Genomic DNA, 22,709 nt, shown 5'->3' with positions numbered 1-22,709 from the left:
CGTCCTTAATGTCAGCCGCACAAACCAGCTGACATCATGGCGATAGGGACTCAATTGAGCGGCAATGCAGTGCGCCTGCAAGCAATTACCAACGTCGAGGCGTACGAGCCTCCCGCGATCAGTTTCGACCCGGGCGAAGAGCCGGGCGAGATCTTTGCGGCGAACGTTTTCACCAAAGCGGAAATGCAAGCGCGGCTGCCGAAGGCGGCCTACAAGTCGCTCGTCGCCACCATCGACAAGGGCGCCAAGCTCGATCCCGCTGTCGCCGACGTGGTCGCGGTCGCCATGAAGGACTGGGCACTGGAGAAGGGTGCCACCCACTACGCGCACGTTTTCTACCCGATGACCGGGCTCACCGCGGAGAAGCACGACAGCTTCCTCGAGCCGGTGTCCGACGGCCAGAGCCTCGCCGAGTTCGCCGGCAAAACGCTGATCCAAGGCGAGCCGGACGCCTCCAGCTTCCCTTCCGGCGGGCTGCGCAGCACCTTCGAGGCGCGCGGTTACACCGGCTGGGACGCCACCAGCCCGGCCTACATCCTGGACAACCCGAACGGCAAAACGCTCTGCATACCAACGGTTTTCGTCTCGATGACAGGCGAGGCGCTGGACTACAAGACCCCGCTGCTGCGCAGCCAGCAGGCGATGGGCGCCCAAGCCGAACGCATCTTGAAGTTGTTCGGCCACAAGGACCTCAACCACGTCGTCTCGTTCTGCGGGCCTGAGCAGGAGTACTTCCTGGTCGACCGGCACTTCTTCCTCTCGCGGCCAGACTTGATCAACGCCGGCCGGACGTTGTTCGGAGCCAAGCCGCCCAAGGGCCAGGAATTCGACGACCACTACTTCGGCGCCGTTCCGGAACGCGTTCTCGGCTTCATGATGGACACCGAGCGCGAGCTGTTCAAGCTCGGCATCCCGGCCAAGACCCGGCACAACGAGGTGGCCCCCGGCCAGTTCGAGATCGCGCCGATGTTCGAGCGCGCCAACATCGCCTCCGACCACCAGCAACTGCTGATGACGGTGTTCAAGACGGTTGCCAAGAAGCACGGCATGGAGTGTCTGTTCCACGAGAAGCCGTTCGCAGGTGTCAACGGATCGGGAAAGCACGTCAACTTCTCGATGGGCAACTCCGAACTGGGTTCGCTGCTGGTCCCTGGTGACACCCCGCACGAGAACGCGCAGTTCCTGGTGTTCTGTGCCGCGGTGATTCGCGCCGTCCACAAGTTCGGTGGGCTGCTGCGGGTTTCGGTGGCCTCGGCGACCAACGACCACCGCCTGGGCGCCAACGAGGCGCCGCCGGCAATCATCTCGATCTTCCTTGGTGAGCAGCTCGCCGACGTCTTCGACCAGATTGCCAAGGGCTCGGCGACGTCGTCAAAGGGCAAGGGCACCATGATCATCGGTGTCGACACGCTGCCACCCCTGCCGACCGACGCCGGTGACCGCAACCGCACCAGCCCGTTCGCCTTCACCGGTAACCGGTTCGAGTTCCGGGCGCCGGGCTCTGGGCAGACGGTCGCCGTTCCGATGATCGTGCTCAACACGATCATGGCCGACTCGTTCGACTACATGGCGTCGATCCTCGAGCAGGCGGTCGCCGACGGGGAGGAGTTCGACAAGGCCGTGCAAACGCTGCTCACCGAAGTGATCACTGAGCACGGAGCGGTGGTGTTCAACGGCGACGGTTACTCAGACAACTGGCAGATCGAGGCCGCCGAGCGCGGCCTGCCGAACTTGAAGACGACGCTGGACGCAATCCCGGAGCTGATCAAGCCCGACGCGATCGAGCTGTTCGAGAAGTACGGCGTGTTCAACGAGCGTGAGTTGCACAGCCGCTACGAAGTTCGTTTGGAGCAGTACGCGCTAACGATCGGAGTGGAGGCCAAGCTGGCGCTCGAGATGGGCACCACGGTCATCCTGCCCGCGGCAATCCGCTACCAGACCGAGCTGGCGCAGAACGTCGTGGCGCTGAAGGCCGCCGGTGTGACGGCCAGCACGACTGCCTTGGAAACGGTTTCGGCTCAGATCGCGGACCTCGAGTCGGGACTCGCGGAGCTCAAGGCGGCGCTGGGCGATCACTCGGCCGAGACGGCGTTGGATGAAGCCAAACACGCACAGGAGAAGTTGCTGCCGGCCATGACCGCGATCCGCACTGCGGCCGACGAGCTGGAAGGCATTGTGGCCGACGACCTGTGGCCGCTACCCACCTACCAGGAGATGCTGTACATCCTTTAAGTCAGGGTCGCTCTATACTCTGGACTCGAAGTCTGTGCCCTGGTTGAGTCCGCAGCCGATGGCGTGTGCGAAGTAATTCGTCGGACATCGGTCGACGGCAACATATTGTCTCGACGCGCAATTTGTTGCGACAACGAAAGTGCGGTAGCAGCATGCCCACCTGGCACGACAATGGCGACCGCGAAGCGACGGCCCTGGCCAATCGCGAAGTCGGCGCGCAGATCGATGTCGAGGTCACCGCGCCCACCACACTGGAGTTCCAGGTGGCCGTGGCGCGACAACCCGGTCTCGACGTCAGCGAATCATTGGCGATTACGTTCAACGGCAACCCGATTCAACCCCGTGAGATCGTCGGACCGCATGACACCCGGATTCACTCGATAGAGGTCGGCGAGGGAGCGGTGAGCCTGTCGTATCAGGCGACGGTCGCTGGCGAGGCGGAGCCCGCGCCGGTCCGCGATATCGACGTCATCACCTATCTCCGGCCGAGCCGTTACGCCGAGGCCGACAAGTTCTTCGGCTTCGCCGCAACCGAGTTCGGGCAGTACACCGATTCGGCGACGTTGCTCGAGAAGGTTGCCGCCTGGGTCGGGGCGCGACTGGATTACGTTCCCGGATCCAGTGATCCGATCGACGGGGCCGCCGACACGCTTCTGGCCGGCGCCGGGGTGTGCCGCGACTACGCCCACCTCGTGGTTGCTTTGCTCCGTGCGGTCAACGTTCCGGCGCGACTGGTGGCGGTATACGCACCCGGCTGCGACCCGATGGACTTTCACGCGGTGGCCGAGGCGTTGGTGGACGGCGAGTGGCGGGTGGTCGACGCGACGTGCTTGGCGCCGCGGCAGTCGATGGTGCGCATCGCCACCGGCCGCGATGCCGCGGACACCGCGTTTCTGGACAACCACAAAGGCTCAATCACGTTGAACAACATGGTCGTAACGGCATACGTCGACGGGCAATTGCCTGTCGACTCGATCGACCACTTGGTGAGCTTGGGCTAACCGAGGTGTAGTCGCTCCCGAAGCGAGTCCGCCAGGAATCGCTTGGTGGACACCGGCCGGAAGTTGCGGGCCGCGTCGGTCAGCGCCGCGTGGGCCTGCGCACTCAGCTCGATATCGGCTGCGGCAACGTTGAATTCGAGCTGCTCGACACTGGACGCGCCGGGTATGGCGACCACGCCCGGCAGGTCGATCAGCCAGGCCAGGGCGACCTGCGCCGGTTTGGCGTCGACGTCATTGGCGACGTCGCGCAGCGTTTGCAGCAGCGGCTCTATGCGTCGCAGATTCTCGGTGCCGAACAGCGAGTTGATTGCACGGACGCCGCCTGGCCGGTTGTCCACGCCGTACTTCCCGCCGAGCAATCCCTGCGCCAACGGGCTGTACGCAATCACCACGCGGTTCTGCTGCTCGGCGAACGGAACCAGCTCCCGAAGCGCCTGCGGATGCGCGAGTGAAAAGTGCACCTGGTTGCTGATCACCGGTCGCCCGAGCGCCGCGTCGGCCTGCTTCCACCGGGACAGCGAGTAGTTCGAGACTCCGGCTGCACCGATCGCGCCGTTGTCGAGCAGGTCGCGCATGCCCGGCATGATCACCGAGTCGGGGACGATCGGATTGGGTTGGTGAATCTGGTAGAGGGGGATGCGGGACAACCCCAGTCGTCGCGCACTGGCGCGCTCGCGTTGCTTGACAACCGCGGGGAAAGGTGCGACGGGGAAGACCTTGCTGGCCACGGCGACCTGATCGCGTTCGTCGCCGAGCGCGTCGCCGAGGATCCGCTCACTTTTGCCGAGCCCGTACACCTCGGCGGTGTCGAAAAATGTCACGCCCAGTGCGCGGGCGCGGCGGACGATGTCGCGTGCGGGGCCAGAGGCGTAGCTGTCGCCGTAGCCCCATTCACGCGATCCGAATTGCCAGGTGCCCAGTCCGATGCGGCTGACGCGGCCGACGCCCTCGACGTCCAGGTACTTCATCTAGCTCACGGTACTGACGAGGGCAAGGCGGCGCCTAGGCCTAGGCGACGGCGTGATGCCTTTCCAGCACGGCCATCACGTCGCTGGTGCGGACCACCTCGCCGTGGGTGCACAACTCACGCAGTTCGTCGACCACGGTCTGAAGGTCATCGAGGCGCTCCGATGCCTGCGACAGCGTGGCCAACCAGTTGTCGTAATCGCGCTCGTCCTTGGTGATTTCGGAAACGGTCAAAGTAGTCATCTCGCTGCCCCAACTTCCGAGTGCGCTAGCGGCGCACATGCTGTTATCGAGCCTTGGTTAGCCCATAGCCGAACGTGTCTAAACTCACAATCTACGCACATCCGATTATCCGGACGGCCACGCAACGGTGTCGGAATGGGCTCGACTGTAGAACAACCCTGTGACGGCGGATACGCTGTGCCTCCAGCGGCAGCGTTACAGGAAAGGGCGAAAATGTCACGGACAGTCGTGGTCGGTGCATCGAGCGGGCTCGGGCGTTGTATCGGCATCGGTCTTGCGCAGCGAGGCGGCCAGATCGCGCTGTTGGCGCGTCGCCGGGCGCGGATCGAAGCCGCAGCCGAGGAAGCCGGTTCAGGCGCGGTCGCCATCGAGTGCGACGTGACCGACGAGCAATCCTGCCGGTCGGCGTTCGACCAGGCGGCTGAGTCAATGGGTGGCATCGACAACCTCATCTACACGCCCGCGATCAGCCCGCTGGTGCGAATGGTCGACACCGGGGTCGACACGTGGCGGCGCATCTTCGACACCAACGTCATCGGCGCCTCGCTGGCCACAGCGGCGGCGATCCCGCACTTGACCGCGTCGGCGGGCAAGGCGGTCTACCTCTCCTCGGACGCCGGCAGCTTCGGTCCGCCGTGGCCTGGCCTTGGCGCGTACGGCGTCAGCAAGGCCGCGCTGGAACGACTCGTCGAAGCGTGGCGAGCCGAACACCCCGACGTCGGCTTCACCTCGTTGATCGTGGGCGAATGCGCCGGCGGCGAGGGCGACGCGGCAACAGGAATGAACGCCGGGTGGGACATGGACTTGGCGATGAAGGCCTACCCGCTGTGGGTGTCCGGCGGCTGCATGCCCGGGAAGCTGATGCCCGTCGAGGACCTCATCGAAGTGGTGCAGACGATCCTGCAGACCAATTCGTCGACGTCGATGCCGGTCGTGGTGGCCCGGGGCGCGCCGGCCGCGCAGGTCGCCTTCCCCGACACCAATTAGCCCAAGCCGCAAAGCCAATCGACACTGCGGCTATCGCGCGTCCTCTACAGTTGCGCTGACACTCACGAGCGAAGGAGACGCGGATGGCGTGGTTCATGGCCCTCCAAGGCCCACACCACACAGCCCACCAGTCGATGGTCTACGAACTCCAAGACGGAGTGGACGTAGACAAGATCGCCCAGGAGATGGTCAGTTCCGCGACCCTGGACCGGGTCGTGGCCATTCCGGCGGTGCTGTCGGCGAACAAGCGCCGGCATCAAAAGGTGACGATCTACGTCCGGCCCTCCGCGTGGGGACTGTGGTCGTTCTACGAGCTCTCCGAAGAAGACCGCCGCGAAATGGCCAAGAACAACCCGGTGATCAACGCGCTGGCCGCGGCGCAGCAGCGCGCGGCGGCGGCGCAAGGCAAGCAAGGGCCCGGCGGTCCGATGACCGTCCAGGTCAATCCGTTGACGGGCCAGGTGGGGCCGGCCAACTCCGGCTAACAGCTAGGCGGTGTGCTGATTGTCGCCTGGACCGTCGTCCGTCGAGACGGCTCCGAGGGTGTGCAGCATCCCGACCGCGGCCCGCTGCCAGGTGAACATTTCGGCGCGTTGCCGGGCGCAGGCGCGTCGATGCTCCTCGGGGCGACTGACCACGCCGGCGACCGCTTCGGCGATGGCCTCGGCGTTGTTGTCGGCCAGCGCGCCGCTGTCGGCGGTGATGATCTCGCCCAGCGCCGACGTGCGCGACACCACCGCCGGCGTGCCACAGGCCAGCGATTCCAGTGCTGCCAGCCCGAAGGTCTCGTGCGGCCCGGGCGCCAGCGCGACATCGGCGGAGGCCAGCAGCTCGGCGACGCGGTGCCGGTCGGAGATGAAGCCGGTGAAGTCGACCGGCAGTCGGGCGGCCTGGCGCTGCAGCCTGGCCCGCAGCGGACCGTCGCCCACCACGACCAGCCGGGCCTCGACGCCGGCGTCGCACAGGGCGGCCACCGCGTCGATGCTGCGATCGGCCCGTTTCTCCACCGACAGCCGGCCGCAATGCACCAGCAGTATCTGGCCCGGTTTGGCCCAACGCTGGCGCACCTGCAGGGAACGCCGCGACGGGTGAAACGTCTCGAGATCGACGCCGAGTGGAATTGTCACGGTGTTGATCGCGCCGATGCGGTCGAATTCCTCACGCGCGAATCCGGTTGTGCAGACCACCGTGTCGTAGTTGGCCGCGGTGCGCCGATTGGCGAAGTCGGCGAACCGGCGTGCGATGTGGCGCGGAAGTATCTGCCCGGCAAGGCGATCCAGCCGCTCGTGGGAGATCATCACCGTCGTCGCGCCGTGATCGCGGCCCCAGCGGCCCAGCGACCGCAGCGTGAGCCGGTCGGACACCTCCAGCGTGTCCGGTCGCAACGACGTCAGCAATGTGCGCACCGGCCCGGGCAATACCGCACGATATCCACCGGTGAACGGAATCAGTTTGGCGGGCACGGTAATTCGCTCGACTCCGGTCGACAGATGCGCGTGTTCGGCATGACGCCCCGGCACGATCAGGAATACCTCGTGGCCGGCCGCGCAGTACTCCGCACCCAACCGGTCGACGGCCGTGCGAAGGCCGCCGGAGCGGGGCCCGTAGAAGTTCGCGACCTGAACAAGACGCATATACCCAGCACAACCGGCGCTCGTGTGCGGTCAACGATCTAACACTGACTTTTCGCTGAATACGGCATGAACACCGAAGATCGGGGTCCGAACGTGGCGCCTCGCCGTGCGCCTCGGGCTGGCACCGGCCGCCCGCGGGTAAAATTCCGGCTGCGGGTTCTGACCGGCAACGCCGATGGGTGTGACCGCAAAGCAGGTCGGGACGACGAGGGGATGGGAACGCGAAGAATGCGTCAGGTGGCGGCCGGTTTCGGTATGGCCGGTGTAGCGATCCTCGTTGCCGGGTGCGGCGGAAGCAGCCAGCCCAACCCGACGTCGACCACGACCATCACTTCGTTGATCCCGAGGCCGGTCGTCGAACGCGAACTCGACTCGTTACTGCTCACCCCCGCGCAGATCAACCCGCTGATGGGCGCCACCGCCATGGCGCTCGTCCGCCGGCACGACAAGATGTCGGACGACAGCTCCGCCATGAAGCCACCGGAATGCCTGGCCATCGATGGTGCGGTCCAGGCGCCGGTGTACGCCAACAGTGGCTACACCGGCATGCGGGATCAGGAGCTGAACGACGGCGACAACTTCACCCATTACGCCGAGCAGGCGGTGGTGTTGTTCCCGACCGTCAAGCAGGCGCACGTTTTCCTAGTCGCCTCTGCGCTGCGCTGGCCGGCTTGCCATCAATACACCCATACGCAATCGCGGACGGTGTGGGACGTCGCGCCGATTTCCTACGACAACGACACGGTGAGCACGGTTTCGACGCAGGAACAAGCCAAGGCCGGCGGCTGGGCCTGCGGTCACGCGCTGTCGGCCAAGAACAACGTCGTCGTCGACGTCAACACGTGCAGCCCGAATCCTGGTAACTCCGCGGTGGACATCGCCAGCCAAATCGTCGCGAAAATTGGCTCGCGTTAACGCGATCGGCTAGTCGGGTCCCGACGGCCCGAGCAGCCGGGCTTCTTCGAGATCCATCGATTCCTGAAGCTCGAGAAGAACGATGTCGTCGATCCGGCGTTCGTCACGCAGTTCGGTGATGGCGCGGCGCTTGTGTTCGAGCACGCCCAAGCGCACCTGGCGGATCAGGTCGCTCTTCGCCTCGGCGTCGTCGCGGGTCGCCCCGTCATCGCTGGCCCTGACCAGTGCCGCGTGCTTCTGGTACTCCGCGTGCAGACGATCCTGCAGCGCGTCGGGCACGCCGAGTTCGGCGGCGACCATCGGGAGGGCGTCGAGCGCGGCCTGCGCACCGGCGCAGCGTGCCAGCCGCAGCTCGTCGGCGTGCGCCTCGTCTTCGGGAAGCTTGGCCCACCGCACGACGCTGGGCAGGGTGCTGCCCTGGATGAGCACCGTCGTCAGGATCACGAAGGACACCACAAAAATGATCAGGTTGCGGTCGGGGAAGGGGGCGCCGCTGTGGGTGGTCAGCGGCACCGCGAGCGCCGCGGCGAGCGACACCGCCCCGCGGAATCCGGCCCAGCCGGACACCATGCGTTGACGCCAGTCGATCCGGCGGGCGCGCTGTGCTTCGCGGCGATCCACGGCGCGAAGCAGCCACGTGGTGGCTTCACCCCACACCAGTCGCGTGCCCACCACGACGACGGTGACGGCGATGGCCATCACGACGGCGCGGTGGATACCGCCGTCGACCCGCGAGACCCCGCGCACCGCGCTGGGCAGCTGGACACCGACGAACACCCACAGCGAACCGTTGATGAGAAACGTCGCGATGTCCCAGAATGCGAACGACACCAGCCGGGAACGCGCCCGGATCACCCGCGGTGAGGCGTAGGCGAGCACCAGCGCGCTGACCAACACAGCGACCACACCGCTGCACTCCACGGAGTTGGCGAGCAGGAACGCGGCGAATGGCGTGAGCAGACTCAGCGCCGCCTCTTCCTGCGGCGCATCGAGCCTGGTTCGGATGAACGTCACGGCACCGCCCACGATCAGCCCGGCGGCGATGCCGCCGGCGTAGGACACGACGAACCGGACGCTCAGGTCGATCGGGCCGACAGGCGCACCGCCCATGGCGACTGACACCGCCACCCCGAACAGCACCAGCGCGGTCCCGTCGTTGATGACGCTCTCGCCTTTCAGCACCGTCAGCGTGCGGCGCGGCAGCCGTTTCGCCAGACCGGCGACCGCGGCGGCATCGGTCGGGGAGAGGACGGCGCCGAGCACCGAGGCGGCATGCGACTCCATCCCGAACGCCCGCGCCGTCCACGACACCGCGACCGCGGTGGCCACCACCAGACCCACGCTGAGCAAGACGATCACGCGCATGTTCGCGCGTATTTCACGGATGCTGGTGTTCAGGCTCTCCCAGTAGAGGATGGCCGGCAGGAACAGCAGAAGCACGATCTCGCCGTCGAGCCGGACGTGGCCGAATCGCGGGACCAGGCCGAGCAGTGCGCCCAGGCCGATCAGCAACACCGGTGGACCCACCCGGTAGCGCCGGCCCAGCACCGTTCCGACAATGACGATGGCGATCAGCACCACGATGACGACGAGCCCGAACATCAGCACATCATGCGGTACGGACCGGGCAACTTTCACCTCGACGACGCAGGGCGGACCGATCGGAATACTACGCTTGGCGTACTACGTGCAACGTAGTAAACTGCCGCCATGGCGCGCTCTTCCCGCCCGACACGCAAACCGTTCCGGCGAAACGATCCGGGCGTGCTGATCATGACCAGCCTGGCCTCGGGCGCCAAGCACGGCTATGCGCTGGCTCGCGACATCGAACGGTTCGCCGGCGTGACACTGGGTCCCGGGACGTTGTACGGCGCGATCACCGCGCTCGAAGAGGCTGGGCTGATCGAACCGGCCGGCCATGAAGAACGCCGTCGCCCTTACCGATTGACCGCGGCGGGCCAGTCGGAATTGACCGCGGCGGTACGCAGCCTCGGGACGATCGCCGCCGAAGGTGCCCGCCGCCTCGGCATCGCGTTGCATGCCCCCAATCCGGGCTGGGCTCAGTGAATCCCCGCGACGCTGAGCGCGTACTGCGCTGGTACCCCGCAGCCTGGCGCCGCCGCTACGGCGAGGAGCTGATCACCATGCTCGACGACACCCACGGTGGGGACCTACCTCGGCGAGCCCGGCTATCGCTGGCCTGGTCCGGCTTCAGGCAACGAATCCGATTGTTGCGCAAGCACTCTGGTACCTACGTCGGGTACAGCGTCGCCTGCGCGGTGCTCTGGGCCGTCGTCCTGACAGCGGTATGGACGCACGCCGGTGACGGCACTCGGCACACGTTCCTGGTGTTCTTCGGCGGCTGGGCAATCGGCTGGCTGTCGGCGAGTATCGGGCGTCTGGTCTACCCGCCGCCGAAATCCCGGAGACGCGCCTGAGCGGTCAATTCGAGCAGACCGTGCGGGCCGGCGCCCCGTTCGCGGTCGCCTGATTGACGACCTTGCCGTCGACCAGGATTGTGCACGTGATCGACCCGGGGCTTTGCGCGCTGATCACAAAGACCTTGTTGCCGACGACGGTGAAATCGGTTTTCCACGGCAGCGTCACGTGCGTCTCCTGCCGTTGGCTTGCGTCCAATTGGTAGGACACATAGTCGGCGATCGGCGCGCTGCCACTCAATTGATACGTCACCTTGGTGGGCGGGTCGGCCTGAGCCGTTACACCCATACCCACCGTGGATGCGAATGCAGTCAGGGCCGCAATCAGAATCGCCTTGCCGGTCATGGTCATCTCCCGCGACGTCGTGGTCACACGGGATCGTGTCATCCGCGCCGGTTGCGCGGGTTGGTTTTGCGGCCTTTTGCCCACGACGTGCGTTTCTGGCATGCCGCCACCGAACCGATGCCCAAGAATTGACGTGGTTACCTCCAGGGACGCCGCGGAGAAGGAGCTCGCCGATGACCGAACCGACCGAGACCGGTCGGCCCAGCCGTCGCGACGTGGTGCGCGGAGCCGCGGCGGTGGGCGCTTTCCTCGCGGTCGACGCGGGGGCGCTCCTGACGGCCTTCAACTGGGTCGGCCCAAAGCGGATCACTCCGCAGGCATTCCTCGACGCGTTCAACAAGGCATTCGGACGACACCACGGTTACCGCACCAACCACGCCAAAGGCGTATCGGTCATCGGCTGGTTCGACAGCAACGGCAACGGCACCGAACTGTCGACCGCGACGGTGTTCGCGCCCGGCCGCACGCCGGTGATCGGTCGCTTCTCGGCCGCCGGTGGTAATCCGCACACCGTCGACTCGTCCGGGACCGGGCGTGGGCTCGGCCTTGCGTTCGGCTTCCCAGGCAGCGACCAGTGGCGCACGGCAATGCTGAATCTGCCTGTGTTCCCGGACCCTTCGCCGCAAAGCATGTACGACCGGCTGGCCGCTACGGTCCCGGACCCGAAGACCGGAAAGCCCGACCCGGCCGCGATGACGCGGTTCTACGCCGCCCATCCACCAGCGGCGCGGGCAATGGCGATCCTCAAGCAGTTCAAGCCAACGCCCGGCTTCGCCGACAGCACGTTCAGCGGACTGATCGCTTTCTATTTCGTCAACGCGGCGGGTCAGCGCTTACCGGTGCGATGGGCGCTGACGCCGTTGCAGCAGGCGCTGCCACCGTCGACCGGGCCGGACGCGCTGTTCGGTCCGCTCGTCGAGCAGCTGCGCGCCGGCCCACTGCGTTGGCGGCTGATGCTGACGGTCGGCAAGCCGTCCGACCCCACCACCGATGCGACGCTTCCATGGCCCGCCGATCGCCGCACCGTCGACGCGGGGGTGCTGACCCTCGACACGGTCGCGGACGACGGACGCGGCAATGCGCGCGACATCAATTTCGATCCGCTGGTGCTGCCGCCGGGCATCGAGCCGTCCGACGATCCGCTGCTGAGCGCACGATCAGCCGTCTACGCCGCGTCCTACCGCCGCCGCACCGGGGAGAACACACTATGACCGAGCCGAAGCGGTTCACCCGAACGAGTCGGGCGCTGCACTGGCTGACCGCCGCGCTGGTCTTCACAGCCCTGTTTGTCGGATTCGTGATGGTGAACTCCGTCGGCTCCTACGCCCGGTTGATCACCGTGCACAAGACGCTCGGTGCGCTCGTGCTGCTGGTCATGGTGGTACGCGTCGTCAACCGGCTCAGGCACCCCCCGCCGGCGTGGCCACCGACGATCGGGAAGCTGGAAGGCCGACTCGTGGGACTGTCCGAGAAGCTGCTCTATGCACTGCTGTTGGTGCAGCCACTGGTGGGTTGGGCGATGCTTTCCGCGGCCGGCGGGCCGGTCGTCGTGTTCGGCTCCGTCTACCTACCGCGTATCGCGCCGTTCGATGCGCAGCTGTATTGGGTTCTGCGCCAAGCTCATTCGGTGATTGCCTATACGCTGATGCTGGTGATCGCCGCGCATGTCTCGGCGGTGCTGCTGCATACGCTGACACTGCGCGACCGGCTGATCGAACGCATGACTTTCCGGTTTCCGACGAAGGGTGACCGCAGCCACGCCTAGGGTGATCGAGGGTTCCTCGAGCAAAGGTGACGCATGGCTAAGCGGGTGGTGGTGTGGGGTACCGGGTTCGTCGGCAAGATGGTGATCGCGGAGATCGTCAAACATCCGGAGTTCGAGCTCGTCGGCGTCGGCGTCAGCAACCTTCAGAAAGTCGGCCGGGATGTCGGCGAGATCTGCGGGCTGGCCGGCCCGATCGGCGTCACCGCCACCGATGACGTCGACGCGCTGATCGCACTCAAGCCCGACGCGCTGGTTCACTACGGTCCGACCGCCGCGCACGCAGACGCGAACATCGCCGTGATGACGCGGTTTTTGCGAGCCGGCATCGACGTCTGCTCGACGGCGATGACGCCATGGGTCTGGCCGACCATGCACCTGAACCCGCCTAACTGGATCCAGCCGATCACCGAGGCGTGCGAGCTGGGCGAGTCGTCATGCTTCACCACCGGTATCGATCCCGGTTTCGCCAACGACCTCTTCCCGATGACTCTGATGGGGCTGTGTTCGGAGGTGCGCACGGTCCGCGCCTCCGAATTGCTCGACTACACAAACTACGAGGGCGACTACGAGGTCGAGATGGGCATCGGGCGCGAGCCCGAATACCGTCCGATGCTGGAGAACCGGGACGTGCTGATCTTCGCGTGGGGCGGCACCGTCCCGATGATCGCCCACGCCGCCGGCATCATGCTCGACGAGATCACCACCACGTGGGACAAGTGGATCACCCCCAACGAGCGCAAGACGGCCAAGGGCGTCATTGCGGCCGGCCACGTCGCGGCGGTCCGTTTCACGATCAACGGCGTTTACAAGGGGCAAACCAGGATTCAGCTCGAGCACGTCAACCGCATCGGGCTCGACGCCGCGCCGGACTGGCCGGCCGGCACCAAGGACGACGTCTACCGGGTCGATATCGAAGGCACCCCCAGCATCTCCCAAGAGACCGCATTCCGGTTCACCGACGGATCTGGGCGGGACGCCGCCGCTGCCGGGTGCCTGGCCACCGGAATGCGCGCACTGAATGCGGTTCCGGCCGTCAACGACCTCCCGCCGGGCTGGGTGACCGCGCTGGACCTACCGCTGATTGCCGGCGTCGGCACGATTCGCTGACGACGTGGCTGCCAGCCACAACCGGTGCAGCCGATAAATTGGTGCCGATGCGCACGATGAGACGACATGGCTGACGCCGAACGGCTGGCACTGGGCCTTTCGATAGGGGCTACCAACCTCGCGGCAGTCACCGCCGATCGGGCGGTGACCCGGAAGCCGGTGCTGACGCTGTACCGACAACGCCCGCCCGAGGTCGGCGTGCCCTCAGAAAACCCGAAGCTCAACGAGCCGGGGCTGGTGATCAGCGATTTCGTGGACCGGGTGGGTGATTCGGGCGGCATCGCGGCTGCCGACAACACCACGCACCGCAGCGAAACACTGATCGCCGATGCGCTGCGGGCACTGGCCTATACCGCGACCGACGGACGACCGTTGCCCGACGCGGTTGGCGTCACCCATCCCGCGCATTGGGATCCGGCGGCGGTGAATTCGGTGCGACTGGCCTTGGGCCGGGTGTCGGAATGGTCGCGCGGGCAGCTGATCCTGTTGCCGGACTCCACGGCTGCGCTTTTCGCGTTGAACGCCAACCCCGGCGTGCCGAACACCGGGATCGTCGCGGTGTGCGACTTCGGCGGATCCGGCACGACGGTGAGCCTGGTTGACGCCGCGAACGGCTACCAGGCGATCACCGAAGCCGTGCGGCACACCGAATTCTCCGGCAACCGGATCGACCAGGCGTTGTTGACGCATGTCGTCGGTGACCTTTCGACCGCGGGATCCTTCGACACGGGTGGGACGTCGGCGATCGGATCGCTGAGCCAACTGCGGTCCGCGTGCCGCTATGCAAAGGAGCGGCTTTCGTCGGCGAATGAAACCGAGGTGACCGCCGAGGTCCCCGGGTTTCGCGGCGACATCCGCGTGACCAGAGCCGAGCTTGACGAAGTCATCCGACAGCCATTGAACAGCTTCGTGGATCTCTTTCACAACGTCTTGCAGCAGAACGGTATTCGCCCCGGCGATCTCGCGGCAGTCGCGTCGGTGGGCGGTGGCGCCAGCATTCCTCTGGTCACCAGGACGCTCTCGGAGGAGTCGGGCGCCCTGGTCATCTCCGCGCCGCGGCCCCAGCTGACCGCCGCCGTGGGAGGGGCGTTGCGCGCGGTGCGTGGACCCGCGGTCGGCGACACGGCGCTGGCGCCGACGGCTTTGGGGTCGGTGAGCGACACGGCGCTGGCGCCGACGGCTTTGGGGTCGGTGAGCGACACGCCAACCATGTCGGTGCCGCCGGTCGAGCCCGCGGCCGCTCCTGCGCTGGCCTGGTCGGAAGCCGACGACGATTCCGGCATCATGCCTATCCGTGCCGGCGAGTACGACGACGCACCTCGGACCACCGGCCGCACCGTGGCGCGGGCGGAACGCGCAGCCGAACCAGATCTGGTCGGCGCGCCCGTAGATCCCTGGTATCGCCGGCCTCTAGTCGTTGCGGTCATCACGGCGCTGGCTGTGCTGGCCATCGGAGCCGGAATCATGATCACGCTGCGACACAGTTCCGGCGACGCACCCGCCACTTCGGCGCCAAGTGTCAGCACGACTGCCGCGCCGTCGCTGCCCACGTCGTCGGCCGAGACCACCGCAAGCGAACAGCCGTCTTCGAATCCGACATCGTCGTCGTCACAACCCGATACGAGCACACCCGCTTCGACAACCAGCGAGGCGCCAACGACAACCACGACAACGACAACTCAGGCCCCGACGACGACGACCACCTCGCAGCCGCCGACCACTACCATCAGCAGGCCCGTGCGCCCGATATTTCCGCGACAGCCCGGCGGTCCGTTCTTCCCGCTGCCGGGCCAGGGCGGGCGCTAGCTGGCGTCCTGCTGCTGCTTGTCGTCCTGCTGTTCGTCTTTCCCGAACTTCGGGTTGCCGTCGTCATCCAGCCATTCGTTGACGGCGACGCCGGTGATGGTGTTGTCGGTGCCGGGAAGAACGGCCGTGGGTCGGTCGTCGTCGTAGGCCTGCTGCATCTGCTGGACCTTTTCCCTACCCTCGTCGCTCAGGTCGTCCGCACCGGGCGTGTGCTCCTGGTCGTGGGTGGATTCCTGGTCTTTGTCCTCGTCGCTCATGGCTCTCCGTCCTTACCGCGCACCGTCTTGGCGCTGTGCGGGGGCTACCCGATGCCGAGCGGTCCAAACGGCACGATCGCGGTTGCCCTCTGCAACACTGCGTGCATGAGCAGCAGACGGGTCGCCACCATTTCGCGGGCCGCCGCAGTGCTGGTGATGGTGGCCTCGGCTATCGGATTCATCGTGACCCTCGTGGTGGGCGCCTTCGTGCTCGACAACTACGACGCCTACGGCGAGGTGCCCATCCCGGGTACCGGCAAGGTGCATTTGCCCGTCGGCCAAGTCACCGTCAGCTTCCACACGGTGGTCATCGGTGACGTCAATGGAGGCGGACTGCCCGTGCCGCATCTGGTGCTGGACATCGACCCGCCACCCGGGGTGCCCAACCCCAAAGTCACCGAAAGTGTCGGCAGCTCAACGTCGGTCAATGGTGACATCCACCGTCGGGTCTGGGTGGCGCAGATCCCGGTCGACGGCGACTACGTCATCACCACCAGCGGGGAGGTCAACGGATTCATCTCTCCGCGCATGGCGTTCGGTCACGACAGCGACTCCAAGGGCGCCTGGTTGGGAATCTCCGCCGGTCTGTTTGTCGTCGGGCTGCTCGGCACGGTTTTGTCCTCGGTGCGGGTGTCGCGTCTCAAACGCTCCGCGCCGGAGCCTCGGGTCTGGCAGGGCAGCGCCCCCGCCACCGACGGGCCGCCGGTCGTCGTTCCCTCTGACCAGGGAGTAAAGATCGAGCAGCTGAAAACACTTGCGGCGCTGCGAGATTCAGGTGCTCTGACCGAGAAGGAGTTCCAGGCCGAGAAACGCAAGGTGCTCGACGGCGGCTAGTGGCCGCGGGCCACCCATTCGTCGTAGTGCACGATTTCGTCACCGATGTTGGTGGTGTCGCCGTGTCCGGTGTAGACGACGGTGTCGGCGGGCAGTGGGCCCAGGCGGCCGGAGATCGACGCCAGGATGGTGGGGAAGTCGGAATACGAGCGTCCGGTGGCGCCGGGTCCGCCGTTGAACAGGGTGTCGCCACTGAAGACCGCGCCCAGGTCGGGGGCGTACCAGCAGACCGATCCGGCGGAGTGGCCCGGTGTGTGCAGGGCGTGCAGTTCCAGTCCGGCGACGCTGATCTTCTCGTCATCGGTGACTGAGCGAAAGTGTCTGTCGGGGTGGGTCATTCGCCACAGCACGTCGTCGGCGGGGTGCAGCAGCACCGGGGCATCGAGGGTGTCGCCGAGTTCGGGTGCGACGGTGACGTGGTCGTTGTGGCCGTGGGTGCAGATGACCGCGACCACGTGGCGCCCGCGCACGGCGTCGACGATGGGCGCGGCGGTATGCGCGGCGTCGAACACCACCACCTCGGAGTCATCCCCGACCAGCCAGATGTTGTTGTCGACGTCCCAGCTGCCGCCGTCGAGCTCGAACGTCCCACTGGTGACGATCCGTTCGATGCTGGCGGTCACAGGATCACCACCGAGCGCAGCACGGTGCCGTCGTGCATGTTGTGGAAGGCTTTTTCGACGTCGTCGAGGGCGATGCGTTCGGTCACGAACTTCTCCAGTGGCAGGCGGCCTTGCAGGTAGAGGTCGATCAGGGTGGGGAAGTCGCGTTCGGGCAGGCAGTCGCCGTACCAGGAGGATTTCAGGGATCCGCCGTGGGAGAAGAAGTCGATCAGCGGCATCTCCAGGCGCATGTCGGGTGTGGGAACGCCGACCAGTACCACGGTTCCGGCCAGATCGCGGGCGTAGAACGCCTGCTTCCAGGTTTCCGGGCGGCCGACGGCGTCGATGACGACGTCGGCGCCGAAGCCCTCGGTGAGGTCTTGGACGGTCGCCACGACGTCGAATTCTTTGGCGTTGATGGTGTGGGTCGCCCCGAAGCCGCGGGCCCACTGCAGTTTGGTGTTGTCGGTGTCGATCGCGATGATCCGTCGCGCCCCGACCAGGGCGGCGCCGGCGATCGCGGCGTCACCGACACCGCCGCAGCCGATCACTGCGACCGTGTCGTCGCGGGTGACCGCGCCGGTGTTGATCGCCGCGCCGAGGCCGGCCATCACTCCGCAGCCCAGCAGCCCGGCCACTGCGGGATCGGCATCGGGGTTGACTTTCGTGCATTGGCCTTGATGGACCAGGGTCTTGTCGGCAAAGGCGCCGATACCCAGCGCCGGGGTCAGCTCGGTGCCGTCGGTCAACGTCATCTTTTGGGTGGCGTTGAAGGTGTCGAAGCACAACTGCGGGCGACCACGCTTGCAGGCCCGGCACTGGCCGCACACCGCGCGCCAGTTCAGGATCACGAAATCGCCGGGCTCGACGTTGGTGACGCCTTCCCCGACGGCTTCCACGGTGCCCGCCGCCTCGTGGCCGAGCAGGAACGGGAACTCGTCGTTGATGCCGCCCTCGCGATAGGTCAGATCGGTATGGCACACCCCGCACGCGATCACATCGACCACGACCTCACCCGGACCGGGATCCGGAACCACGATGTCGACCACCTCGACCGGCTTGCCCTTCGCCCGCGAGATCACCCCACGCACTGTCTGACTCATGTCGTTCAACCTAATGCTTCGCCGGTGGCGCCCATGCAACAGATCCCGACGAACGCCCGGCCAGACGGGCGTTCCCCGGCCAGTGCCCGGCCAGCCGGGCAGATGGGCCCGCATTAGGCTCGGCGCGATGCCCGGACTCTCCGCACTTCACGCGCTCGACGACTGGCCGGTGACCAACGCGGCCGCCGCCGTCGTCGGGCGGCACGGTGTGCTGGCCACCCACGGCGACACCGCGCGGCAGTTCGTCCTCGCATCGGTGACCAAGCCGTTGGTGGCGCGGGCGGCGCAGGTGGCGATCGAGGAAGGCGCGGTCGACCTCGACACCGCTGCCGGACCGCCGGGTTCGACGGTGCGGCACCTGCTGTCGCACACCTCGGGCCTGGCGATGCTCGACAACAAGACGCTGGCCCGACCCGGCACCCGTCGGGTGTATTCGAACTACGGCTTCGCGGTGCTGGCTGGCGCCGTGCAAGAGGCGTCCGGCATCGAGTTCAGTCGTTACCTCGTTGAGGCGGTGCTGGAGCCTTTGGGCATGACCGCGACCCGCCTCGACGGTGGCGCGCCGGCAGCGGGCTACGGGGCGGTATCCACGATCGAGGATCTGGCGGCGTTCGCGAGGGACTTGCTATCGCCCGCCATCGTGTCGCCCGAGATGCACGCCGGGGCGATCAGCGTCCAGTTTCCGGGTCTTGACGGCGTTCTCCCTGGCTACGGGGTGCAGCGGCCCAACGATTGGGGGCTGGGCTTCGAAATCCGGGACGCCAAAACGCCCCATTGGACCGGGGCGGGCAACTCGCCGGGCACCTTCGGTCATTTCGGCCAGTCAGGCACGCTGATCTGGGCAGATCCCGCGGCGAAGCTGGCATTGGTGGTGCTCACCGACCGCGATTTCGGCGACTGGGCGCGGCCGCTGTGGCCGGCGCTTTCTGACAGAGTGCTGAGGGAATACGAGTCGGACTAGCGCAACACAGGCCTCACGAGGCACAATAGACACGCACGGCACACAAATCGTTATAACCGCTCGTCGGAAACACCAGGTCGTTGGGGAAGACGTCCCTCGTGGATCCGAAGGAGCAACAGATGCGCGCGTCGAACCAGTTCGCGGACGTGACGACCGGTGTGGTCTATATCCATGCCTCGCCCGCCGCGGTATGTCCGCATGTCGAGTGGGCGCTCTCGTCGACGCTGTCGTCCAAAGCCAATCTCAAATGGACCCCGCAACCGGCGATGCCGGGACAGCTCCGTGCGGTCACCAACTGGGTAGGGCCGGTCGGCACCGGCGCGCGGCTGGCTGACGCGCTGCGCTCCTGGACGGTGTTGCGTTTCGAGGTCACCGAGGATCCGAGCGCCGGCGTCGACGGGCACCGGTTCTGCCACACCCCCCAGCTCGGCTTGTGGAACGGGGCGATGAGCGCAAACGGCGACGTGATGATCGGCGAGATGCGGTTGCGCTCGATGATGGCCGCCGGCGCCGACGCGCTGGCCGCTGAGTTGGACTCGGCGCTGGGCACCGCGTGGGACGACGCGCTCGAACCGTACCGCGACGGCGGTGACGGCGCCGAGATCTCCTGGCTCAACCGCGGTGTCGGCTAGAAGTCACATCAGCGGCGGCAGCGGAATCATCCAGCGCGCCGAAGGGTCGGTGCGTCCGACGTATTCCGGGCAGTAGGCCGAAATGGCGACGCCGACAACGTAGCTGGATTGTTTCAGCGACAACCCGCTTTGCTTCATCACCCGCATCGCCACGTAGCTGGATTTCTGACGTTGGTCGAAGCCGTCGCACACGGACTGTCCGATCGCCGTCGCGGAGTCGCGATCAGCAATGGGGATCCCATTCTTGGTCAGCGCGGAGATGAACGCATCGTCATTCGGGTCGGCGGTGGCCGTTCCCGCGGACAACAACGCCGCAGTACACAGCATGACCGCGCAGACTGCCGACCTCGCGCCGAGCATGTGCCCCTCTGTGTGAACGATGTAGTCACGCTAGTCGATTACGAAGCCGGCCGCAGGATGCGTAACGCGTCCTTTACGGCCGAGATTTGGGCGGGCAGCGCGCAGGCGAAGTCGCCGTCGGCGTAGACGTTGATGCCGGGCGATTCGACGTCGACCGTGCTGACCCGGGCAGTGGTCACCTCGTCGAGGTCGACGTGGGTGCCCTTGTAAACGGTGGGGAACAGGCGGATCAGTCGGGTCCGCGAAGCGGAGTGGACCATGGTGATGTCGAGTTGGCCGTCGCTCGGATCGGCGTTGGGGCAGACCAACATTCCGCCGCCGTAGCTGCGGGTGTTACCGAATGCGGCCAGCGTGAGGTCGGTGAAGATCTCGTCGCGGCCGTCGAGGACCAACCGGAAAGGCAGCAGGCGCAACTGCGACAGTTCGGCGAGCATGGCCAGGTTGTAGCGCATCCGGCCGCGCGGCCAGCGCATCCGGTTGGCCCGGTCGGTGACCAGGGAGTCGAATCCGGCGGCGGCGACGGTGCCGAAATATTTGGCCTTACCGTCGTGGTGGCGGATCCGGCCGAGGTCGATGGTCTGGGTGAAGCCGTCGGCGATGACGTCGGCGGCCGCGACCGGATCTTTTGTCGGCAAACCGAATTCACGCGCGTGGTCGTTACCAGTGCCGGCGGGGACGATGCCCAGGGGAATGTCGGTCTCGGCGAGGGCCTGCAACGCTTCGGTGACGACGCCGTCGCCGCCCACGACGACAAGGGCGTCGGTGCCGCTGTCGACCGCGGCATGCAGCAGGCGGCGCGCGTGCTCGGCGTCGCTGCCGACGATGGCCACCACGTCGACGCCACGCTGCTGCAGTCGAGTGATCGCCTTCTCGGCGGCGTGCGGCGCGTTGCCGTGCCCGGACGCCGGATTGGTCAGGACGGTCACCCGGCCAGTCACGGAATCAGCTTGCCAGGGTTGAGGATTCCCGCGGGGTCCAGCGTCGCCTTCACCGCACGCAGCACCCGCACGCCGAGCTCACCGATTTCGTCGGCCATCCATGGCCGATGGTCGGCACCGACGGCGTGGTGGTGGGTGATGGTCGCGCCGGCCGCGACGATCGCGTCACATGCGGCAGCCTTGGCGGCCCGCCACTGCTCGATCGGGTTACCGCGCTGTCCGGCGACGACGGTGAAGTACAGCGATGCGCCGGTGGCATACACATGGGAAATGTGGCACAGCACAAGGGCGGGCGTGCCGGATTCGGCTAGCGCGTTGGTCAGCGCCTCGGTGACCGCGGTTTTCAACGCGGGGATGTTCGACCAGTCGGTCGCCGTCTCGAGGGTCTCGCACAGTGCGCCGCCGGCCAGCAGTGCGTCGCGCAGGTAGGGAGCGCCGAAGCGGCCGCGTTCCCACGCCCGGGCCGGGCCCTCGCCCAGGGAGGTGCCGCCGTGGGCCGTCATCAGCGCCCGTGTTTCGGCGTGCCTGCTCTCGGCGTGCGCTTCGCTGCCTTCGAATACGGTGATCGCCAGACACCCGCCGGTGATCTCGTTCTCGCCGATGGATTCGGTGGTCGCCAGGTTGACCCCGGTCTCGGCCTCGTCAGACAACCGGATCACGGTCGGGCCGGTATCCGTCTGGGTGACAGCGCGCAAAGCCGCTGTGCCCGTGGCGAAGTCGGGGAACGACCAGGCTTCGTAGCGGGTGGCCTGCGGCTTCGGGTGTACGGCCACCCGCACCTGGGTGATGACCCCGAACACGCCTTCCGAGCCGATCACCAGTTGCCGCAGATCAGGACCGGCGGCCGACTGCGGGGCCCGTCCGAGATCCAGCACCCCGGCGGGGGTGACGATCCGCAATCCGCGCACCATGTCATCGAAGCGGCCGTAGCCCGCCGAGTCTTGACCCGACGAGCGGGTCGCGGCGAAACCACCGAGGCTGGCGAATTCAAAGCTCTGCGGGAAGTGCCCGAGTGAAAAGCCGTGCGCGCCAAGCAATTCCTCGGCCCGCGGCCCGGTGACACCGGCGCCGAATTCCGCCTCCCCGGACACCTCGTCGAAGGACAGCAGTTGGTCGAAGCGGCGTAGGTCCAACGACACCGCCGCGGTGAACCCGCCGCGGATCGGGTCGAGTCCGCCGACCACGCTGGTGCCGCCGCCGAAGGGGACAACCGCGATGCCGTGCTGGGAGCAGTACCGCAGGATCGCGGCGACTTCGTCGTCGGTGCCGGGCAGCAGGACGGCGTCAGGGGCGTCTTGGACGCCAGCGTCTTTGCGTCGCAACAGGTCGAGCGTCGACTTGCCGCCGGCGTGCAGCAGCCGGTCCCGGTCGTCGACGCGGCAGTGATCAGGCCCGACGATCGCGGTGAGCGCGTCGAGGCGGTCCGTCGTCAGCGCCGACGGACGCAACCGCACCTCGTCGGCCTTGAGTTCAGTCTCGGGAGCGCCGGTGACGCCCAGTGCCTGGACCAAGAGCGAGCGAATGCCGTCGGAGAGTGGTTTGGCTTCGCGCGGATCGCCCCAGGCATTCCACTTCATCGGGG

The 22,709-nt window shown here is 66.7% G+C and carries 25 protein-coding genes; 14 read left to right on the top strand and 11 right to left on the bottom strand.

From position 1 onward, the window contains the following. The first annotated feature begins 54 nt into the window (after window positions 1-54). Window positions 55-2,232 carry a glutamine synthetase III family protein gene (locus MKK62_RS24755; protein WP_240263944.1) on the top strand — a complete coding sequence of 726 codons (2,178 nt, stop codon included), beginning with the start codon at window positions 55-57 and terminating at the stop codon, window positions 2,230-2,232. A gap of 152 nt (window positions 2,233-2,384) precedes the next feature. Next, window positions 2,385-3,233, top strand: coding sequence for a transglutaminase-like domain-containing protein (locus tag MKK62_RS24750; RefSeq protein WP_240263271.1), 849 nt, complete (start codon window positions 2,385-2,387; stop codon window positions 3,231-3,233). Here MKK62_RS24750 and MKK62_RS24745 read toward each other — a convergent pair. Together MKK62_RS24745 and MKK62_RS24740 are read right to left on the bottom strand one after the other, a co-directional pair. Continuing rightward, the gene (locus tag MKK62_RS24745; protein WP_240263272.1) at window positions 3,230-4,201 is read right to left on the bottom strand and encodes an aldo/keto reductase; all 972 of its coding nucleotides are present in this window, start codon (window positions 4,199-4,201) and stop codon (window positions 3,230-3,232) included. The genes MKK62_RS24750 and MKK62_RS24745 overlap by 4 nt on opposite strands. Window positions 4,202-4,241: 40 nt before the next feature. Next, entirely contained in the window at window positions 4,242-4,442 is a 201-nt protein-coding gene (locus MKK62_RS24740; protein WP_240263273.1) for a hypothetical protein, read from the bottom strand. Window positions 4,443-4,655: 213 nt separating this feature from the next. Here MKK62_RS24740 and MKK62_RS24735 point away from each other — a divergent pair, with 213 nt between their 5' ends. Together MKK62_RS24735 and MKK62_RS24730 are read left to right on the top strand one after the other, a co-directional pair. After that, on the top strand, window positions 4,656-5,429 hold the full coding sequence (locus MKK62_RS24735; RefSeq protein ID WP_240263274.1) for an SDR family oxidoreductase: 774 nt from the start codon (window positions 4,656-4,658) through the stop codon (window positions 5,427-5,429). An 83-nt stretch (window positions 5,430-5,512) separates the two neighbouring features. Then, window positions 5,513-5,914, top strand: coding sequence for a hypothetical protein (locus MKK62_RS24730; RefSeq protein WP_240263275.1), 402 nt, complete (start codon window positions 5,513-5,515; stop codon window positions 5,912-5,914). A 3-nt stretch (window positions 5,915-5,917) separates the two neighbouring features. On the opposite strand, the gene MKK62_RS24725 is transcribed toward MKK62_RS24730, so the two are convergent. Continuing rightward, on the bottom strand, window positions 5,918-7,063 hold the full coding sequence (locus MKK62_RS24725) for a glycosyltransferase (protein WP_240263276.1): 1,146 nt from the start codon (window positions 7,061-7,063) through the stop codon (window positions 5,918-5,920). A gap of 228 nt (window positions 7,064-7,291) precedes the next feature. On the opposite strand from MKK62_RS24725, the gene MKK62_RS24720 reads away from it, so the two are divergent. Continuing rightward, window positions 7,292-7,978, top strand: coding sequence for a sensor domain-containing protein (locus MKK62_RS24720; protein WP_240263945.1), 687 nt, complete (start codon window positions 7,292-7,294; stop codon window positions 7,976-7,978). Window positions 7,979-7,987: 9 nt separating this feature from the next. Here the strand turns inward: MKK62_RS24720 and MKK62_RS24715 are convergent, their stop codons facing one another. Further along, a complete protein-coding gene (locus tag MKK62_RS24715; RefSeq protein WP_240263277.1) occupies window positions 7,988-9,580 on the bottom strand; it encodes a Na+/H+ antiporter in 1,593 nt (530 codons plus the stop codon). Between the two features lie 108 nt (window positions 9,581-9,688). On the opposite strand from MKK62_RS24715, the gene MKK62_RS24710 reads away from it, so the two are divergent. Further along, window positions 9,689-10,045 carry a PadR family transcriptional regulator gene (locus MKK62_RS24710; RefSeq protein WP_240263278.1) on the top strand — a complete coding sequence of 119 codons (357 nt, stop codon included), beginning with the start codon at window positions 9,689-9,691 and terminating at the stop codon, window positions 10,043-10,045. Further along, on the top strand, window positions 10,042-10,416 hold the full coding sequence (locus MKK62_RS24705; protein WP_240263279.1) for a hypothetical protein: 375 nt from the start codon (window positions 10,042-10,044) through the stop codon (window positions 10,414-10,416). Before MKK62_RS24710 ends, MKK62_RS24705 begins: the two co-directional genes overlap by 4 nt. A gap of 4 nt (window positions 10,417-10,420) precedes the next feature. Here MKK62_RS24705 and MKK62_RS24700 read toward each other — a convergent pair whose 3' ends face one another. Further along, complete coding sequence (locus tag MKK62_RS24700; protein WP_240263280.1) at window positions 10,421-10,804, bottom strand: MmpS family transport accessory protein; 384 nt, start codon at window positions 10,802-10,804, stop codon at window positions 10,421-10,423. Window positions 10,805-10,935: 131 nt separating this feature from the next. Here MKK62_RS24700 and MKK62_RS24695 point away from each other — a divergent pair, with 131 nt between their 5' ends. The 4 genes from MKK62_RS24695 (at window position 10,936) to MKK62_RS24680 (ending at window position 15,440) form a co-directional block, all read left to right on the top strand. Then, window positions 10,936-11,973 carry a catalase family peroxidase gene (locus MKK62_RS24695; protein ID WP_240263281.1) on the top strand — a complete coding sequence of 346 codons (1,038 nt, stop codon included), beginning with the start codon at window positions 10,936-10,938 and terminating at the stop codon, window positions 11,971-11,973. Continuing rightward, window positions 11,970-12,527 (top strand): cytochrome b, encoded by a 558-nt coding sequence (locus MKK62_RS24690; RefSeq protein ID WP_240263282.1) that lies wholly within the window; start codon window positions 11,970-11,972, stop codon window positions 12,525-12,527. The genes MKK62_RS24695 and MKK62_RS24690 overlap by 4 nt, the downstream gene beginning before the upstream one ends. A gap of 33 nt (window positions 12,528-12,560) precedes the next feature. Further along, window positions 12,561-13,634 (top strand): NAD(P)H-dependent amine dehydrogenase family protein, encoded by a 1,074-nt coding sequence (locus MKK62_RS24685; protein WP_240263283.1) that lies wholly within the window; start codon window positions 12,561-12,563, stop codon window positions 13,632-13,634. 66 nt (window positions 13,635-13,700) lie between these two features. Beyond that, on the top strand, window positions 13,701-15,440 hold the full coding sequence (locus tag MKK62_RS24680; RefSeq protein ID WP_240263284.1) for an Hsp70 family protein: 1,740 nt from the start codon (window positions 13,701-13,703) through the stop codon (window positions 15,438-15,440). Here MKK62_RS24680 and MKK62_RS24675 read toward each other — a convergent pair. Continuing rightward, a complete protein-coding gene (locus MKK62_RS24675; RefSeq protein WP_240263285.1) occupies window positions 15,437-15,697 on the bottom strand; it encodes a hypothetical protein in 261 nt (86 codons plus the stop codon). The two genes, MKK62_RS24680 and MKK62_RS24675, sit on opposite strands and share 4 nt — an antisense overlap. A gap of 105 nt (window positions 15,698-15,802) precedes the next feature. Here MKK62_RS24675 and MKK62_RS24670 point away from each other — a divergent pair, with 105 nt between their 5' ends. Next, a complete protein-coding gene (locus MKK62_RS24670; protein WP_240263286.1) occupies window positions 15,803-16,531 on the top strand; it encodes an SHOCT domain-containing protein in 729 nt (242 codons plus the stop codon). Here MKK62_RS24670 and MKK62_RS24665 read toward each other — a convergent pair. Together MKK62_RS24665 and MKK62_RS24660 are read right to left on the bottom strand one after the other, a co-directional pair. Beyond that, entirely contained in the window at window positions 16,528-17,154 is a 627-nt protein-coding gene (locus tag MKK62_RS24665; protein ID WP_240263287.1) for an MBL fold metallo-hydrolase, read from the bottom strand. The two genes, MKK62_RS24670 and MKK62_RS24665, sit on opposite strands and share 4 nt — an antisense overlap. Continuing rightward, on the bottom strand, window positions 17,151-18,236 hold the full coding sequence (locus MKK62_RS24660; protein ID WP_240263288.1) for an S-(hydroxymethyl)mycothiol dehydrogenase: 1,086 nt from the start codon (window positions 18,234-18,236) through the stop codon (window positions 17,151-17,153). The genes MKK62_RS24665 and MKK62_RS24660 overlap by 4 nt, the downstream gene beginning before the upstream one ends. Before the next feature lie 127 nt (window positions 18,237-18,363). On the opposite strand from MKK62_RS24660, the gene MKK62_RS24655 reads away from it, so the two are divergent. Together MKK62_RS24655 and MKK62_RS24650 are read left to right on the top strand one after the other, a co-directional pair. After that, a complete protein-coding gene (locus MKK62_RS24655) occupies window positions 18,364-19,197 on the top strand; it encodes a serine hydrolase domain-containing protein (RefSeq protein WP_240263289.1) in 834 nt (277 codons plus the stop codon). 119 nt (window positions 19,198-19,316) lie between these two features. Then, window positions 19,317-19,829 (top strand): DUF3145 domain-containing protein, encoded by a 513-nt coding sequence (locus tag MKK62_RS24650; protein ID WP_240263290.1) that lies wholly within the window; start codon window positions 19,317-19,319, stop codon window positions 19,827-19,829. A gap of 3 nt (window positions 19,830-19,832) precedes the next feature. Here MKK62_RS24650 and MKK62_RS24645 read toward each other — a convergent pair whose 3' ends face one another. The 3 genes from MKK62_RS24645 to MKK62_RS24635 all read right to left on the bottom strand — a co-directional run bounded on the left by MKK62_RS24645 (window position 19,833) and on the right by MKK62_RS24635 (window position 22,704). After that, complete coding sequence (locus MKK62_RS24645; protein WP_240263291.1) at window positions 19,833-20,156, bottom strand: DUF732 domain-containing protein; 324 nt, start codon at window positions 20,154-20,156, stop codon at window positions 19,833-19,835. Between the two features lie 71 nt (window positions 20,157-20,227). Continuing rightward, window positions 20,228-21,127: a diacylglycerol kinase gene (locus tag MKK62_RS24640; RefSeq protein WP_240263292.1), complete on the bottom strand. Its 900-nt coding sequence runs from the start codon at window positions 21,125-21,127 to the stop codon at window positions 20,228-20,230. Further along, window positions 21,124-22,704, bottom strand: a complete 1,581-nt coding sequence (locus MKK62_RS24635) for an FAD-binding oxidoreductase (protein WP_240263946.1) — start codon at window positions 22,702-22,704, stop codon at window positions 21,124-21,126. The genes MKK62_RS24640 and MKK62_RS24635 overlap by 4 nt, the downstream gene beginning before the upstream one ends. Between the last annotated feature and the right edge of the window lie 5 nt (window positions 22,705-22,709).

Origin of the sequence: Mycobacterium paraterrae, from assembly GCF_022430545.2 — a bacterium.
Taxonomy (GTDB): Bacteria; Actinomycetota; Actinomycetes; order Mycobacteriales; family Mycobacteriaceae; genus Mycobacterium; species Mycobacterium paraterrae.
The sequence above is the reverse complement of the archived record's forward strand: the minus strand, read 5'-3'. Positions and strand labels throughout refer to the sequence as shown.

Excerpts from the sequence above, each read along its gene's own strand:
- MKK62_RS24750 (WP_240263271.1), top strand. The coding sequence starts at position 2,385 with ATGCCCACCTGGCACGACAATGGCGACCGCGAAGCGACGGCCCTGGCC.
- MKK62_RS24745 (WP_240263272.1), bottom strand. The coding sequence starts at position 4,201 with ATGAAGTACCTGGACGTCGAGGGCGTCGGCCGCGTCAGCCGCATCGGA.
- MKK62_RS24740 (WP_240263273.1), bottom strand. The coding sequence starts at position 4,442 with ATGACTACTTTGACCGTTTCCGAAATCACCAAGGACGAGCGCGATTAC.
- MKK62_RS24735 (WP_240263274.1), top strand. The coding sequence starts at position 4,656 with ATGTCACGGACAGTCGTGGTCGGTGCATCGAGCGGGCTCGGGCGTTGT.
- MKK62_RS24730 (WP_240263275.1), top strand. The coding sequence starts at position 5,513 with ATGGCGTGGTTCATGGCCCTCCAAGGCCCACACCACACAGCCCACCAG.
- MKK62_RS24725 (WP_240263276.1), bottom strand. The coding sequence starts at position 7,063 with ATGCGTCTTGTTCAGGTCGCGAACTTCTACGGGCCCCGCTCCGGCGGC.
- MKK62_RS24720 (WP_240263945.1), top strand. The coding sequence starts at position 7,292 with ATGCGTCAGGTGGCGGCCGGTTTCGGTATGGCCGGTGTAGCGATCCTC.
- MKK62_RS24715 (WP_240263277.1), bottom strand. The coding sequence starts at position 9,580 with ATGTTCGGGCTCGTCGTCATCGTGGTGCTGATCGCCATCGTCATTGTC.
- MKK62_RS24710 (WP_240263278.1), top strand. The coding sequence starts at position 9,689 with ATGGCGCGCTCTTCCCGCCCGACACGCAAACCGTTCCGGCGAAACGAT.
- MKK62_RS24700 (WP_240263280.1), bottom strand. The coding sequence starts at position 10,804 with ATGACACGATCCCGTGTGACCACGACGTCGCGGGAGATGACCATGACC.
- MKK62_RS24695 (WP_240263281.1), top strand. The coding sequence starts at position 10,936 with ATGACCGAACCGACCGAGACCGGTCGGCCCAGCCGTCGCGACGTGGTG.
- MKK62_RS24690 (WP_240263282.1), top strand. The coding sequence starts at position 11,970 with ATGACCGAGCCGAAGCGGTTCACCCGAACGAGTCGGGCGCTGCACTGG.
- MKK62_RS24685 (WP_240263283.1), top strand. The coding sequence starts at position 12,561 with ATGGCTAAGCGGGTGGTGGTGTGGGGTACCGGGTTCGTCGGCAAGATG.
- MKK62_RS24680 (WP_240263284.1), top strand. The coding sequence starts at position 13,701 with ATGGCTGACGCCGAACGGCTGGCACTGGGCCTTTCGATAGGGGCTACC.
- MKK62_RS24675 (WP_240263285.1), bottom strand. The coding sequence starts at position 15,697 with ATGAGCGACGAGGACAAAGACCAGGAATCCACCCACGACCAGGAGCAC.
- MKK62_RS24670 (WP_240263286.1), top strand. The coding sequence starts at position 15,803 with ATGAGCAGCAGACGGGTCGCCACCATTTCGCGGGCCGCCGCAGTGCTG.
- MKK62_RS24660 (WP_240263288.1), bottom strand. The coding sequence starts at position 18,236 with ATGAGTCAGACAGTGCGTGGGGTGATCTCGCGGGCGAAGGGCAAGCCG.
- MKK62_RS24655 (WP_240263289.1), top strand. The coding sequence starts at position 18,364 with ATGCCCGGACTCTCCGCACTTCACGCGCTCGACGACTGGCCGGTGACC.
- MKK62_RS24650 (WP_240263290.1), top strand. The coding sequence starts at position 19,317 with ATGCGCGCGTCGAACCAGTTCGCGGACGTGACGACCGGTGTGGTCTAT.
- MKK62_RS24645 (WP_240263291.1), bottom strand. The coding sequence starts at position 20,156 with ATGCTGTGTACTGCGGCGTTGTTGTCCGCGGGAACGGCCACCGCCGAC.
- MKK62_RS24635 (WP_240263946.1), bottom strand. The coding sequence starts at position 22,704 with ATGAAGTGGAATGCCTGGGGCGATCCGCGCGAAGCCAAACCACTCTCC.